This is a genomic window from Agromyces terreus (genome assembly GCF_009749465.1).
In the GTDB taxonomy this organism is placed as follows: Bacteria; Actinomycetota; Actinomycetes; order Actinomycetales; family Microbacteriaceae; genus Agromyces; species Agromyces terreus.
This window is the reverse complement of record NZ_WBIS01000003.1, coordinates 235,153-250,293: the sequence shown is the minus strand read 5'-3', so window position 1 is coordinate 250,293 and position 15,141 is coordinate 235,153. Positions and strand designations below refer to the sequence as shown.

General features: G+C 72.7%; 13 protein-coding genes. 5 read left to right on the top strand and 8 right to left on the bottom strand.

All coding sequences use genetic code 11. The annotated features are described in order from the left end of the window. Positions 1-21 precede the first annotated feature (21 nt). The gene (locus GQQ92_RS09795; RefSeq protein WP_197738187.1) at positions 22-1,053 is read right to left on the bottom strand and encodes a LacI family DNA-binding transcriptional regulator; all 1,032 of its coding nucleotides are present in this window, start codon (positions 1,051-1,053) and stop codon (positions 22-24) included. A gap of 114 nt (positions 1,054-1,167) precedes the next feature. Between GQQ92_RS09795 and xylA the strand changes: the two genes are divergently transcribed. The 5 genes from xylA (at position 1,168) to GQQ92_RS09770 (ending at position 7,439) form a co-directional block, all read left to right on the top strand. Beyond that, a complete protein-coding gene (gene xylA, locus GQQ92_RS09790; protein WP_156999059.1) occupies positions 1,168-2,358 on the top strand; it encodes a xylose isomerase in 1,191 nt (396 codons plus the stop codon). A 147-nt stretch (positions 2,359-2,505) separates the two neighbouring features. Then, on the top strand, positions 2,506-3,921 hold the full coding sequence (locus tag GQQ92_RS09785; protein ID WP_156999058.1) for a xylulokinase: 1,416 nt from the start codon (positions 2,506-2,508) through the stop codon (positions 3,919-3,921). Positions 3,922-4,219: 298 nt separating this feature from the next. Then, a complete protein-coding gene (locus tag GQQ92_RS09780) occupies positions 4,220-5,284 on the top strand; it encodes a sugar ABC transporter substrate-binding protein (RefSeq protein WP_156999057.1) in 1,065 nt (354 codons plus the stop codon). Positions 5,285-5,394: 110 nt separating this feature from the next. Next, positions 5,395-6,147 (top strand): ATP-binding cassette domain-containing protein, encoded by a 753-nt coding sequence (locus tag GQQ92_RS09775; protein WP_156999056.1) that lies wholly within the window; start codon positions 5,395-5,397, stop codon positions 6,145-6,147. Beyond that, positions 6,144-7,439, top strand: coding sequence for a sugar ABC transporter permease (locus GQQ92_RS09770; RefSeq protein WP_156999055.1), 1,296 nt, complete (start codon positions 6,144-6,146; stop codon positions 7,437-7,439). Before GQQ92_RS09775 ends, GQQ92_RS09770 begins: the two co-directional genes overlap by 4 nt. Before the next feature lie 21 nt (positions 7,440-7,460). Here the strand turns inward: GQQ92_RS09770 and GQQ92_RS09765 are convergent, their stop codons facing one another. The 7 genes from GQQ92_RS09765 to GQQ92_RS09735 form a co-directional block, all read right to left on the bottom strand. Then, entirely contained in the window at positions 7,461-8,618 is a 1,158-nt protein-coding gene (locus tag GQQ92_RS09765) for a DUF1648 domain-containing protein (RefSeq protein WP_156999054.1), read from the bottom strand. Next, the gene (locus tag GQQ92_RS09760; protein ID WP_156999053.1) at positions 8,615-8,968 is read right to left on the bottom strand and encodes a GntR family transcriptional regulator; all 354 of its coding nucleotides are present in this window, start codon (positions 8,966-8,968) and stop codon (positions 8,615-8,617) included. Before GQQ92_RS09760 ends, GQQ92_RS09765 begins: the two co-directional genes overlap by 4 nt. Before the next feature lie 52 nt (positions 8,969-9,020). Continuing rightward, positions 9,021-9,632, bottom strand: coding sequence for a GNAT family N-acetyltransferase (locus tag GQQ92_RS09755; RefSeq protein WP_156999052.1), 612 nt, complete (start codon positions 9,630-9,632; stop codon positions 9,021-9,023). Positions 9,633-9,689: 57 nt separating this feature from the next. After that, a complete protein-coding gene (locus tag GQQ92_RS09750; protein ID WP_156999051.1) occupies positions 9,690-10,787 on the bottom strand; it encodes a glycerate kinase in 1,098 nt (365 codons plus the stop codon). Continuing rightward, positions 10,784-12,850: a beta-galactosidase gene (locus GQQ92_RS09745; protein WP_232057614.1), complete on the bottom strand. Its 2,067-nt coding sequence runs from the start codon at positions 12,848-12,850 to the stop codon at positions 10,784-10,786. The genes GQQ92_RS09750 and GQQ92_RS09745 overlap by 4 nt, the downstream gene beginning before the upstream one ends. Before the next feature lie 43 nt (positions 12,851-12,893). After that, complete coding sequence (locus tag GQQ92_RS09740; protein WP_156999143.1) at positions 12,894-13,868, bottom strand: M24 family metallopeptidase; 975 nt, start codon at positions 13,866-13,868, stop codon at positions 12,894-12,896. 176 nt (positions 13,869-14,044) lie between these two features. Next, a complete protein-coding gene (locus tag GQQ92_RS09735; protein WP_156999050.1) occupies positions 14,045-15,064 on the bottom strand; it encodes a LacI family DNA-binding transcriptional regulator in 1,020 nt (339 codons plus the stop codon). Between the last annotated feature and the right edge of the window lie 77 nt (positions 15,065-15,141).

Here is a 15,141-nt window from a genome sequence, read left to right as displayed (position 1 = left end):
CGGTCGCCGGCCGCGGGCCGGTCAGCTCCGCGGCGGCGCCGTGCTCTCGCGCACGACGAGGTTCGTCGCGAGGTCCATGCGGGGCGTCGTCTCGGGCTGCTCGCCGCTCAGGCGGATCGCGAGGCGCGCGGCCTCCTCGCCCATGCGCCGCAGCGGCTGGTGGACCGTCGTGAGCGGGGGGCTCACCCACGGCGCGAGGGTGATGTCGTCGTAGCCGACGATCGAGAGGTCGCCCGGCACCGAGAGCCCGGCGTCGCGGGCCGCGTCGAGCGTGCCGAGCGCCTGCAGGTCGCTGCCGGCGAAGATCGCGGTGGGCCGGCGGTCGGCGGGCAGCGCGAGCATGCCGCGCGCGCGGTCACGGCCGCCAGCCACCTCGAACGTGCCGAACCGCACCCAGTCGGGGTCGATCGGGAGCCCGGCGGAGTTCATCGCGCTGCGGTAGCCGTCGAGGCGCGCGAGTGAGCACATCATGTCTTCGGGGCCCGTGATCGTCGCGATGCGCCGGTGCCCGAGTTCGATGAGATGCCGTGTCGCCGCGAGGCCGCCCGACCAGTTCGCCGAGCCGACGCTCGGCACGTCGGGCGAGGGGTCGCCGGCGGGGTCCACGATCACGAACGAGATGGCGCGTGCGCGCAGCCGCTCGCGGTACTCGGGCGAGAGCTCTGAGAACACGAGCACGACCCCCACCGGGCGGCGGCGCATGACGCCCTCGATCCAGTCGGGGTCGGGCGCGTGCCGGTCGCCGCTCACGGTGAGCACGACGCTGAGCCCGTGCTCCTTCGCGACGGCCTCGACACCGCCGATGAGCTCCATCGACCAGATGGGGTCGAGCCCGTGGAAGACGAGCTCGAGCAGTTCGGGCCGCGACTCCGAGCGGCCGGCGCCCCGGCGCACGTAGCCGCGGTCGCGGAGCACGCGTTCGACGCGCTCCCTCGTGGCCTTCGAGACGTCCGTGCGCCCGTTCAGCACCTTCGAGATGGTCGAGAGGCTCGCGCCGGTCTCCTCGGCGATCTCGGCGAGGGTGACTCGCTCGCCCGCGGCATCCGTCTTCATGTTTCGAATCATATCCGCGAAAGTTGCGCGGTATCGAGACTTGCGGCGCGCGAGCCCCGGGTTTATGTTGTACCTGCCAACAAATCACCGATGACGCTGAAAGGCGGATCACCCATGGCCAGCGCGCCCACCCGCGACGACAAGTTCTCCTTCGGCCTCTGGACGGTCGGCTACAACGGCACCGACCCGTTCGGCGGCCCGACCCGCAAGCCCCTCGACGTCGTGCACGCCGTCGAGAAGCTCGCCGAGCTCGGCGCGTACGGACTCACCTTCCACGACGACGACCTCTTCGCGTTCGGCTCGAGCGATGCCGAGCGCCAGACGCAGATCGACCGCCTGAAGGGCGCGCTCGACGACACCGGCCTGATCGTGCCGATGGTGACCACGAACCTCTTCAGCGCCCCCGTCTTCAAGGACGGCGGCTTCACGGCCAACGACCGCGACGTGCGCCGCTTCGCCCTGCGCAAGGTGTTCCGCCAGCTCGACCTCGGCGCGGAGCTCGGCGCGAAGACCTTCGTCATGTGGGGCGGCCGCGAGGGCGCCGAGTACGACTCCGCGAAGGACATCCGCCAGGCGCTCGAGCGCTACCGCGAGGCCGTGAACCTGCTGGGCGACTACGTCACCGACAAGGGCTACGACATCCGCTTCGCGATCGAGCCCAAGCCCAACGAGCCCCGCGGCGACATCCTGCTGCCCACGCTCGGCCACGCGATCGCGTTCATCGACTCGCTCGAGCGCCCCGAACTCGTGGGCCTGAACCCCGAGGTCGGCCACGAGCAGATGGCCGGGCTCAACTTCGCCGCCGGCATCGCCCAGGCGCTCTACCACGGCAAGCTCTTCCACATCGACCTCAACGGCCAGCGCGGCATCAAGTACGACCAGGACCTCGTGTTCGGCCACGGCGACCTGCACAACGCGTTCGCGCTCGTCGACCTGCTCGAGAACGGCGGCCCCGGCGGCGTGCCCGCCTACGACGGCCCCCGCCACTTCGACTACAAGCCCTCGCGCACCGAAGACGAGACCGGCGTCTGGGACTCGGCCGCCGCGAACATGCGCACCTACCTGCTCCTCAAGGAGCGCGCCGCGGCGTTCCGCGCCGACCCCGAGGTGCAGGAGGCGCTCGAGGCCGCGAAGGTGTTCGAGCTGTCGACCCCGACGCTGAACCCCGGAGAGTCCTACGACGAGTTCCTCGCCGACCGCTCGGCATACGAGGACTTCGACGCCGACGCCTACCTCGGCGGCAAGGGCGGCGGCTTCGTGCGCCTGCAGCAACTCGCGACCGAGCACCTGCTCGGCGCCCGCTGACCCTCCGGTCGCCCCGGGATGCAGGAACTTCCCGGCGACACGCCCGCGGCGACTCGGCGACACGCCCGCGGCATCCGAGAAGTTCCTGCATCCGGTCGGAGACGACCCCATGAGCACGACCGAACGAGAACCCCAGAAGAGGTGCACATGACGCTCGTGGCCGGAGTCGACTCGTCGACCCAGTCCTGCAAGATCGTGATCCGGGATGCCGCGACGGGGGCGCTCGTGCGCTCCGGCCGCGCACCCCACCCCGACGGCACCGAGGTCGACCCGGCCGCGTGGTGGGGCGCGCTGCTCTCGGCCATCGCGGATGCGGGCGGGCTCGACGGCGTCGAGGCGATCGCGATCGGCGGGCAGCAGCACGGCATGGTCGTGCTCGACGAGGGCGGCCGCGTCATCCGCGACGCCCTGCTCTGGAACGACACGCGTTCGGCGCAGGCGGCGCTCGACCTCATCGACGAGGTGGGCGCCGACGCGTACGCGCGCCGCACCGGGGTCGTGCCGGTGGCCTCGTTCACGGCGACGAAGCTGCGCTGGCTGCGCGACGCCGAACCGGATGCCGCGGCCCGCGTCGCCGCGGTCGCCCTCCCCCACGACTGGCTGACCTGGCGCCTGCGCGGCTACGGGCCGGCCGGCGAGTCGCCGCTCGGGCCGGTGCTCGAGGAGCTCACGACCGACCGTTCCGACGCGAGCGGCACCGCGTACTGGGGCCCGGCGGGCTACGACCGCGAGCTGTTCGTGCGCGCGCTCGGCCACGACGCGGTGCTGCCGCGCGTGCTGGGCCCGTCGGAGTCGCCGGGGCGCACACCCGACGGCATCGTCGTGGGCGCCGGCGCGGGCGACAACGCCGCGGCCGCGCTCGGGCTCGACGCCGCGCCGGGCGACGTGGTCGTCTCGATCGGCACGAGCGGCACGGTCTTCGCGGTGACGGATGCCGCGATCGTCGACGCATCCGGAACCGTGGCCGGGTTCGCCGACGCCTCCGGCCGGTCGCTCCCCCTCGTCGCCACGCTCAACGCGGCCCGCGTGCTCGACGCGTTCGCCCGCGTGCTGGGCGTCGACCACGACGGACTCGGACGCCTGGCGCTCGACGCCGAGCCCGGGGCATCCGGCGCCGTGCTCGTGCCCTACTTCGAGGGCGAGCGCACGCCGAACCTGCCCGACGCGACCGCCCGGATCGAGGGGCTGACCCTCGCGAACACGACGCCGCCGAACCTCGCGCGCGCCGCGATCGAGGGCATGCTGTGCGGCCTGGCCGACGGGCTCGACGCGGTCACCGCGCTCGGCGTCGCCGCCGACCGCGTGCTGCTCATCGGCGGCGCGGCCCAGAACCCGGCGGTGCGCGCGATCGCGGCGCAGGTGTTCGACGCCCCGATCACGGTGCCCGCGCCGGGCGAGTACGTGGCCGACGGCGCCGCCCGCCAGGCGGCGTGGGCGCTCACCGGCCGACGCCCGGAGTGGGCGCTCGAGATCGCCGCGAGCCTGCCGAGCGATCACCGTCCGCGCATCCGCGAACGGTATGCACGGGCGGCCGGAGCGGCCGCGGCCGAGGGCCGGTCATGATCGCGATCGGCCTCTCGGCGGCGGCATCCGCTCGCCGAATCGATTCGACCCCGAAATGGGGTCACGAGGTTGCAGAGGGGGTCGATTCCGGAATGTGACAGGGCCATCGTGGCCAGCACTGCGAAGAACCGTTTTCCGCCTTTGATGTGACGTGTCACATCCGGTCCGGCGTTATTCGATCGTTACCCGCGCCGGTCTACCGATTTGCTTACAGAGCAGTCAGTATCCTCATGCCGCCGTCAGTGCAGACGCGGCAGCAGTGAATGTCCTGCACACTCACCACGAGAAGGGGAGAACGATGAAGACGTCTTCATTGATCTCGATCACAGCCCTCGCCGGAGCATCGATGCTGATGCTCGCGGGGTGCTCCGGCGGCAGCGGCGACGGAGGGGACGGAGGCGGCGGAGAGGCCGCCACGCGTGCCTGCGTCATCCTGCCCGATGCGGCATCATCGCCGCGCTGGGAGAACGGCGACCGCCCCGCCCTCGAGAAGGCGATCACCGACGCCGGCTTCGAGGCCGACATCCAGAACGCCCAGGGCGACACCAGCAAGTACGCCACCATCGCCGACCAGCAGCTCAGCAAGGGCTGCGGCGTCATGCTCCTCGTCGACTACAACGGCGCGGCCGTGGCGGTCACGACGAAGGCGCAGGATCAGGGCATCCCGGTCATCGCCTACGACCGTCCGATCGAGGGCGCCGACTACTACGTCTCGTTCGACAACGAGGAGGTCGGAGCGCTCGAGGGCCAGTCGATCCTCGACGGGCTCGCGGCCGCCGGCAAGGACCCGGCCTCCGCGACCGTGGTCTACATGGGCGGCGACCCCGCCGACGGCAACGCCAAGATGTTCCACGACGGTGCTGTGAGCGTCATGGAGCCCGCCGGCATCACCCCCGCCCAGGAGCCCCCGGGCGTCTGGGACGGCGACAAGTCCGCGACCAACTTCGAGCAGGCCCTCACCGCCCTCGGCGGCAAGGTCGACGCCGTTTGGGTCGCGAACGACACGAACGCCGCCGGCGTCATCACGATCCTCGACAAGAACGGCCTCACCGTTCCCGTCTCGGGTCAGGACGCCTCGGTCGCCGGCCTCCAGAACGTGCTCCTCGGCAAGCAGACCGCCACGGTCTACAAGCCGTTCGGACTCGAAGCCGACGCGGCATCCGACCTCGCCATCAAGCTCCTGAACGGCGAGACCCCCTCGGTCGACAAGCAGCTCGACGACGGCACGCCGTACATCGCGGTCACGCCGATCCTCGTCGGCCCCGACGACGTCCAGCAGGTCGTCGACGACGGCAACGCCGACGCGGCCGAGATCTGCACCGACGACGTGGCCGACGCCTGCGCGGCCCACGGCGTCGGATAACGCGGACCGAACCGACGGGAGGCTCCGGGACGCACGCTCGCCCCGGGGCCTCCCGCCCCAGCATGAACACCCCCACGGGACAGCGCAGTTCCCCAGAGAAAGGACCCGGCATGGACATGCCGATCATCGAGCTCAAGGGGGTGGTGAAGAGCTTCGGGCCCGTCGACGTGCTGAAGGGCGTGAACTTCACCGCCTACCCGGGCAAGATCACCGCCCTCGTCGGCGACAACGGCGCCGGAAAGTCGACGCTCATCAAGGGGCTCGCCGGCGTGCAGCCCTACGACGGCGGCCAGGTGCTCTTCGACGGCTCGCCCGTGACCCTGCACAGCCCGCGCGATGCCGGCGACCTCGGCATCGAGGTCGTGTACCAGGACCTCGCGCTCTGCGACAACCTCGACATCGTGCAGAACATGTTCCTCGGCCGGGAGGAGCTCTCGGCCGGCACGTTCGACGAGGGCCGCATGGAGCGCGAGGCCGCCGAGACGCTCCGGCAGCTCTCGGTGCGCACGGTCAAGTCCGTGCGGCAGAAGGTCTCCTCGCTCTCGGGCGGCCAACGCCAGACCGTCGCGATCGCGCGCTCGGTGCTGAAGAAGGCGAAGGTCGTCATCCTCGACGAACCGACCGCGGCGCTCGGCGTCGCGCAGACGGCGCAGGTGCTCGCCCTCGTGAAGCGCCTCGCCGAGCAGGGCGTGTCGGTGATCCTCATCAGCCACAACCTGGTCGACGTGTTCGAGGTCGCCGACTACATCAGCGTGCTCTACCTCGGCCAGATGGTGGCGTCCGTCAAGGCGAGCGAGACGAACAACGAGGACGTCATCGGCTACATCACCGGAGCCAAGACCTACGAGGGGACCCCCGCATGAGCGCGCCGAACAGCGGCACGCCGCCGACCGAGTCCACCACCGCCCTCGCCGCGCTCAGCACCGAGCAGCTCATCGGCAGCGGCCAGGAGGGCGGCCTGCTCGACCAGGTGCGCGCGTGGGTGCAGCGGGTGCGCGGCGGCGACATGGGCGCCCTGCCCGCCGTCGCCGGCTTCATCGTGCTCAGCATCCTGTTCACGATCCTCAGCCCGTACTTCTTCACCGAGCGCAACTTCGCGAACCTGCTCACCCAGGCCGCGACCCTCGTCATGCTCGGCATGGCGCTCGTGTTCGTGCTGCTCCTCGGCGAGATCGACCTCTCCGCGGGCGTGACGGCTGGCCTCACGATGGTCATCTTCGTGGTGCTCATCGCGGTGGTGAACCTGAACTGGATCCTGGCGCTCGCGATCGCGTTCCTCACCGGCATCGCGATCGGCACGTTCATCGGGTTCTTCGTCGCGAAGGTCGGCATCCCGTCGTTCGTCGTGACCCTGGGCCTGTTCCTCGGGTTCCAGGGCCTCGAGCTCATCATCATCGGCGCGGGCGGCCTGTACCGCGTCGAGACGCCCGAGATCCTCGCCATCCAGAACAGCACGCTGCCGACGTGGGGCGGCTGGGTGATGGTCGCGGTCATGCTCGCGATCTCGGCGACGATGTCGTTCATCGATCGGGCCCGTCGCACGCGCGCCGAGGTGCCGAACCGCACCATCGCGCTCGTGTGGGCGAAGCTCATCGCGATCGCGGTGCTCGGCGGCGGCGTCGTGCTCATCCTGAACCAGAACCGCGGCACCGGCTTCAAGGCCATCGAGGGCGTGCCGATCGTGGTGCCGATCACGCTCGCGATCCTCTGGATCGGCACCTTCGTGCTCGATCGCACGAAGTTCGGCCGCTACATCTACGCGGTGGGCGGCAACGCCGAGGCCGCGCGACGCTCGGGCGTGAAGGTCGCGATGATCCGCTGGTGCGCGTTCATCGTGTGCTCCTCGCTCGCGGTCGTGTCCGGCCTGTTCAGCATCAGCAAGGTCGGATCGGTGGATGCCGCGGCCGGGCGCGAGATCGTGCTGAGCGGTGTGGCGGCAGCGGTGGTCGGCGGCGTGAGCCTGTTCGGCGGTCGGGGCCGGCTGATCCACGCGGCCATCGGCGCGCTCGTGATCGCCGTCATCACCAACGGCCTCGGCCTGCTCAACCTGCCGGCCGGCGTGAACTACGCCGTGACGGGCGGGGTGCTGATCCTCGCCGCCACGATCGACGCGGTCTCGCGCAAGCGCGCCGGCGGCAGCATCCTGCGAACCTGATCGCCCGTCGGGGCGCGCGGCTCAGTTCGTGCCGCGCGCCTCGGCGACGAGCCCGTTCAGCAGGGCCGCGCCGTTCTCGGCGTCGGGCACGGTGACGACGAACGGCTGCGCCCCGATGCGCTCGATCTCGATGGCGCTGCCGCCGCGGAGGATGATGCCGCGGCGCCCCCGAGCGTCGAACCGGAACCCCCAACCGCCGAACTCCGACGGGCGGACGTCGACCGCACGCGCGACCACGACCTGGTCGAGTCGTACCCGCCCGATCGGCAGCCCGAGCAGCGTGCGCACCCGCAACCCGGTCGTGTCGACGGTGATCCGCGCCGCGGTGGTGGTCGCGAGGACGGCGACGACGACGAGGAACACGAGCGAGAACGCCCACAGCGACGGGTCGAGTGCGACCGGCACGAGCGTGAGCAGAAGCGCGAGCACGAGCAGCGCGGTGACGGGCCAGGGCGCCCGCGCGACGGCCGTCCACACGGCCCGCTCCCCCGGCGCGAGGCGCACGGCGGCGCGCAGGGCATGCGCGATCGTCTCGGCAGAGGTGTGCTCGCCCGGCTCGGGCGCGGGCAGCACGAAGGAGGTGACGACGCCGACGAGCGCGCCGAGGCCGAGGCCGACCGCGACGATCACGGGGACCACCCAGTCGGCGGGCTCCGAGCCGTCGAGCTGCACCCCGGTCAGGGCGACGAACACGATCGTCACGGCGGTGGTCACTGCGGGAGCGAACAGTGCGGCCGAGCGCGCCGACCGCCACGGGTTCGCCTGCTCGGTGTCGGTCTGCCCGGCATCGGGCCGGCCGGAATCGGGCAGCTCAGCTTGGGCCTTCGCCGCGACTCGCGTCGAAAGCCAGGCGGCTCCGGCCATGACGACGAGCACGCCGAGCGAGATCACGAGGTACGCGATGAGGTTGCCGGCGGGCGACATCCACCCGTTCGGTTCGCCGTCGGCGCCCCAGTGCGTGACCATCGGGTCGGGCGTGCGCGGCAGCCAGGTCATCAGGATGCCGGCGCCGACGGCGATGATCGTAAGCGGCACCCACACCGTGACGGCGAGCACGAGCCGCCGGTCGCGCGCGCGGCGGTCTGCCGAACCGGATGCCGCAGAGGGGCCGGATGCCGCGGTCGAGGCCTGGGGTTCGGGTCGATACTCGGGCGAGGTCTCGGGTCGGGGTTCGGTCATGCGTGGAATTCCTCTCGGACGAGGGCGAGCACGGTGTCGGCGGCGAGGTCGTGTGCGCGGGCGGATGCGGCGAGCGCGGCGACGAGCGCGCGCACCTCGTCGAGGCCGGGCGCCGAGTGGGTGACGACGGCGCCGCGCCCGCGGCGCAGCTCGACGAACCCCTCGTCGCGCAGCACCTGGTAGGCGTGGAGCACGGTGTGGGGGTTCACGTCGAGCGAGGTCGCGAGGTCGCGCGCGGCCGGCAGTCGCTCGCCTGAGGCGAGCCGGCCGGCGAGGATCTCGGAGCGCACCGCGCGCACGAGTTGCTCGAAGATCGGCGCGCCCGACGCGGGATCGATGCGGATGATCATGGATCCATTGTTCTAGTTACCACTAGAACAAGTCAAATTACGGATACCGCCGTCAGCCGCGCGCGGGCGGCACCGTCTTGCGCATCACCGTCTTGCTCTTGCCGATATGGCGCTCGAACGTGAACCCAGCCCGCTCGAACATGGCCCGCGTGCCGTTGTGCAGGAACGACGACGACGTCTTCTTGCCGGGAACCAGCTCGTTGGGGAACGAGACGACCTCGCCGCCGCCGGCCTGCGCGATCAGCTCGAGCGCGCCGTCGAGGGCCTCGCGCGCCACGCCCGAACGCCGATGGTCGCGGTCGACGAAGAAGCACGTGATGCGCCACGGCGCGGGGCTGGTCTCGCCCGCGTCGACCTGCTTGCGGTGGTAGATGTTCGGCAGTTCGGTCGGGCTGCCGTACTCGCACCAGGCGATCGCGGCGTCGCCGTCGAAGACGAGTGCGGCGTGCGCGACCCCCTCGGCGACGAGCCGTTGCTTGAACGTCGGCCGATCGACGTCGTCCTTCGCGGTCTGCTCGGTGTCGCCGTGGAAGTACGAGCAGTAGCACCCGCCCCAGACCCCGTTGTGCTTCTGCGCGAGGGCCAGCCAGGCCGGGAAGGTCTCGGGGGTGAGCGGCCTGATCACGTGCGCACCCGTGCCGACGCGCAGCTCTGAAGCGGTCATGCCCGCAGGGTATCCGTCGAACGCCGCAGCGGCCAGCATGCGACCGCGGCGCCGTGCTCAGCCCGCATCGCGCGCGAGCGCGGCCCCCGCCGCCTCGAGCCAGCGCAGCGGATCGGACATCGCGGCGGCCCCCGACCCGGCGAGGTCGGTGAGCGAGGCGGATGCGGCGAAGCCGGAGGCATCCGCGGTGATCGCACCGGCGACGAGGGCGACCGGCACGCCGGCGGCGGCCGCGCGGGCGGCGACCTCGCTCGGCACCTTGCCCGCGGCGGACTGGCCGTCGAAGCGGCCCTCGCCGGTGACGACGAGGTCGGCGCCCCGCAGCGCGGCGTCGACGTCGATCGCGTCGGCGACCGCGCCGGCGCCCGCGGCCATCGAGGCACCCCAGAGCAGCAACCCGAACCCGGTGCCGCCCGCGGCGCCCGACCCGGCACGTGCCGCGATCGACGCGACGCCCGGCACGGCGTCGACGAGCGCGCCGAGGTTCGCCTCGAGCAGCGCGACGTCGGCGGGCGACGCGCCCTTCTGCGGTCCGAACACGGCGGCCGCGCCGGTGGGCCCGAGCAGCGGGCTCGTGACGTCGGAGAGGATGCGGGCGCCGCCGGCGGGCAGCGCGCGAAGCCCCGAGAGGTCGACGAGGCGCACGCGCGCCAGGCCCCCACCGCCGAGCGGGATCGGCTCGCCCGCGGCATCCGCGAACTTCGCGCCGAGCGCCGCGAGCGCACCCGTGCCGCCGTCGGTCGACGAGCTGCCCCCGATTGCGAGCAGCAGCCCCGTCGCCCCGCCGTCGAGGGCGGCGGCGATCGCCTGCCCGAAGCCGAGGGTGTGCGCCTCGAGCGGGCGCAGCGGATCGAGCAGCGTGATGCCGCTCGCGAGCGCGAGCTCGACGACCGCGGTGCCGTCTGGCAGGCGCAGCCAGCAGGCGTCGACCGTGCGGTCGTCGGGCCCCTGCACGGCAACCGGCACGCGTTCGGCGCCGGGCACGGCAGCGGCGAACGCGTCGAGGGTGCCCTCCCCGCCGTCGGCCATGGGCATCGCGACGAGCACGTCGTCGGGTGCGACCGAACGCCAGCCGCGCGCGAGCGCGTCGACGGCCTGCGCGGCGGTCGCGGTGCCCTTGAAGGAGTCGGGCGCGAGCACGATGCGGCGGCTCATGCAGCGGCCCCGGTCGAGCTGCCCGCCGCCGTCTGCACGATCGCCCAGGCGTACGGCTCGAGGTCGACGCCGTCGACCGCCGAGCCCCCGACGAGGTCGGTGCCCGCGAGCGGCACGGACAAGGCGGCGTCGCCGTGGTTGACCACGGTGACGACGTCGCCGCGGCGCATCGCCTCGACGGTGGCGGGCAGCCCGGCGACGACGGGCTCGGCACCGGTCGTCGCGAGCAGGTGGTCGACGACGGCCTGGGTTCCGGCCTCGTCGGGCACCGTCGCGAGGTAGCGGGCCGTGCCCGACCCGCTCGCGCGCACGGTCAGCGCGGGCCGCCCGGCGAGACGTCCGCCGGTGAACGACGCCTCGACCGCAGCATCCGCGATGCGCAGCTCCTCGGCGAGCAGCGTGCCGACGGCCTCGCCGAGCCCGATCGAGCCGCTGCCAGCACCGCCGGCGCCCGCACCGCCGACCCCGGCACCGCCGACACCCGCGAAGGGCGCGAACCGCTCACCGGGCTCCCCCGCGGGCGCATCGGGTGCGACGAGCGCGCCGAAGTCCTCGACGTCGACGCCGAGCACGCCGCGCAGCTGCGTCATGAATCCGCCGTCGCGGAAGCGGTCGTGCTCGTCGACGAGATCGCTGAAGGGCCCCGTGAGCAGGTGCCCGCCCGCCTCGACGAACGCGGTCAGCGCCGCGGCATCCGTCTCGCTCAGCAGGTACAGCAGGGGCGCGATCACGACGTCGTACTCGCCCGCACGCGGCGCGGGCACGAGGTCGACCTGCACGTGGCGGCGGTGCAGGGCGCGGTGCCACCGCTGCACGACGGCGACGTAGTCGAGCCCGTTCATGGGGTGGTCGGATGCCTCGACGGCCCACCAGTTCTGCCAGTCGAACACGATCGCGACGCGGGCATCGCCCGGTGCCGGTGCGGGCAATGCGGGCAGCGCGGCGAGGTCGGCGCCGAGCGCGGTGACCTCGCGCCACGTGCGCGTGTCGGTGCCCGCCTGCGGCAGCATCGCCGAGTGGAACTTCTCGGCGCCCGCGCGCGACTGCCGCCACTGGAAGAACAGGATGCCGTCGGCGCCGCGCCCGATCGCCTGGGCGCTGAGCGCAGCCATCTGCCCCGGCGCCTTGGGCGCGTTCGTCGGGCGCCAGTTGAGGGCGTTCGTCGCCTGCTCCATGAGCAGCCACGGCACGCCCGGCTTCAGCGAGCGCATCAGGTCGCGCGAGAACGCCGCGGCGCGGAAGCCCTCGGGATCGTTCGGGTCGGGGTAGCAGTCGTCGCTCACGACGTCGACGTGCTCGGCCCACCGCCGGTAGTCGGCGGGCTTGAACGCGCCCATGAAGTTCGTCGTGATCGGCTGCGTCGCGCCGGCCGCGCGGATGATCTCGCGCTCCATCAGGTAGCACTCGAGCAGCATGTCGCTCGTGAAGCGCCGGAAGTCGAGCATCTGGCCGGGGTTGCGACTGTAGGGCGCCTTGCGCGGCGGCAGGATCTCGTCGAACGAGCCGTAGCGCTGCGACCAGAAGTTCGTGCCCCACGCCGCGTTCAGCGCGTCGATGTCGGGGTACCGGTCGGCCAGCCAGCGACGGAACGCGTCGCGCGCGGCATCCGAGTAGTCGGCATTCAGATGGCATCCGTACTCGTTGTTGACGTGCCACATGACGACCGCCGGATGCCGCGCATACCGTTCGGCGAGCGCGGTGACGAGCTCCCCGGCGAGCCGTCGGTACACGGGCGACGAGGGCGCGTACGCCTGTCGGGATCCGGGCCAGAACACGCTGCCGTCCTCATCGCGCGGCAGGAGCTCGGGATACGCGGCGCTCGCCCACGGCGGCGGCGACGCGGTGGCCGTCGCGAGGTCGACGGCGATGCCGCCCTCGTGCAGCAGGTCGATCACCCGGTCGAGCCAGTCGAAGTCGAACTCCCCCTCGCGCGGCTGGATGCGCGCCCACGAGAAGATGCCGAGGCTGACCATGGTGACGCCGGCCTCGCGCATGCGGGCCACGTCGTCGGGCCAGATCTCGTCGGGCCACTGCTCGGGGTTGTAGTCGGCGCCGTAGTGCACGTGGTTCCTCCGTCGTCGGTCCGCAAAGCCTATTCCCGGGGCGTCAGCCGAGGTCGAGTTCGACCGGCCGCCCCACGCCCGTCACCGACACCGTCGGCCAGCGGGCGTCGACCGTCAGCACCTCGGGCCTACCGGCCCCCACGAGCACGGTGTCCTCGACCTTCGCGCCGGGAGCACTCGGATTCCACGCGAACGCCTGCCCCTCGTGCACGACGTCGGCGATGCCCGGCACCGCCCGGGGATCGCGCCCGGCGTACCCCGCCGCCCCGCCCTGATGGTGCCGCCGCCACTCCTCGGCGTCGAATCCGTGCCGCGCGTACGCGGCGACGCCCGCCTCGAACACCGCGCCGAGGGGCGCGCCCGGACGAGTCGCCGCGAGCACCTCGGCCTCGACGTCGAGGATGCGCCGCATCGCGTCGGCCTCGCCCTCGTCGGCCGGCCCGAACCGCACCCACCGCGTCGCGTTCGCGATGAGCCCGTGGCGGCGCCCGCAGACCACGAGCATGGCCCGGTCGCCGATGGGCGCCTCGGTGGGCAGCGGATGCCGGTGGCCGAGCCGCGATCGTCCGGCCACGAGGGTCACGAGGGGGTCGATGCCGCGCTCGGCCAGCGCGCCGGCGAGACGGGCGGCGAGGCCCCGCTCGGTCGCCGTCGGGGCGGCGGCGGTCGCGGCATCCGTCAGCACCTCGGCGACCTCGCGACAGAGCCCGCGATACCGCGAGAGCTCGCCCGGCAGGAGGCTCGCGCGGGCGGCGCGCAGCTCGGCGGCGACCTCCGTCTCCTCGAGCCGGGCGGCGTCGGGCTCGACGAGCGCCTCGTGCCACGGCACGCGCACGACGTCGAGCCGCTCGCGCGAGACGAGCTCCTCGGCGAGCAGGCGGTCGGCCTCGTTCGCGAACACGCGCAGCTCGTCGCCGTCGCGACGCACGACCACCGCGGCCACGGGGTCGCCCGCGAGCGAGACATGCGTGCGGGCGCCGTCGAGGTACCACGACACCGCGGTGTGCGAGCGCAGCACGATCGAGTCGGCACCGCGCCGATCGAGCAGGTCGAGCACGCGGTCGCGCTTGACGGCACGGTCGATGACGGATGCCTCGACGGCGGATGCCTCGGGCCCGGATGTCTCCGAGACGGATGCCGCGTTCTCCCCGACCCCCGACGCGTCGAGCACGCCCGCGCCCGCGGCATCCGCGATCATGCTCGAACCCCGATCGCGGCGGTGCTGTCGCGCGCCTCGAGCCTCGGACGGTGCAGCACCGAGTGCTCGACCGGCCCGCCCTCGATGAGGGCGTGCAGCCGCAGCCACGTCTGCGCGCCGATCTCGCCGCGCGGCACCGACATGCTCGTGAGGCTCGGCGTCGCGAAGCCGGCCATCGGCACGTCGTCGAATCCGGCGATGGAGAGGTCGCGCGGCACCTCGACGCCGAGTTCGTGCAGTCGCGTCATGAGGCCGAGGGCGACGAGGTCGTTGAAGGCGATCACGGCGGTGCAGCCGTCGCGGTGCGCGTCGAGCACGGCGCCGGATGCCGCGTAGCCGTCTTCGAGCCTCGAGCCGGCGGGCAGCTCGTCGATGCGCACATCGGGGCGCGCCGTGAGCGCCTCGGCCAGACCCCTCCGGCGTTCGGCGTTCGAGGCGCTCGTGGGCGGTCCGCCGACGTAGGCGATGCGCCGGTGGCCGAGTGCGTGCAGGTGGTCGACGAGGTCGCGGATGCCGCGCACGTAGTCGACGCCCACGACCGGCACCTCGACGCCCGGCAGCAGCCGGTTCACGACGACGACGGGCGCGACCGCCTCGACGAGGGCGCGCAGCTCGGCCTCGGGCATGCGGGGCGCGCAGAGCACGAGCGCGTCGCAGCGCAGGCGGGCCTCGAGGGCGATCGCCTCCTCGTCGTCGACGTTCTCGGCGGTGTCGGCCACGAGCACGCGGTAGCCGTCGCGCGCGGCGGCGAGGCTGAGGCCCTTGAGGATGCCCTGGAACAGCGGGTTCTCGAGGTCGGGGACGACCATCGCCACGGTGTTGTTGCGTCCGTTGACGAGGCTGCGGGCGGTGGGGCTCGGCCGGTAGCCGAGCTCGGCGATGGAGGCCTGCACGCGCTGCACGATCTCGGGATCGACGCTGGCCCGCCCGTTGAGCACACGCGAGACGGATGCCTGCGAGACGCCGGCGTGCGCGGCGACGTCGGCGATCGTGGTCGCCCGGCTGCGCTGGCCCATGCTGATCCTCCCGTTCGCGATCGAGGCGTGCGCCGGCCGCCGCGGCGACCTGAGAAACCGATTCCCCGACATCGCCG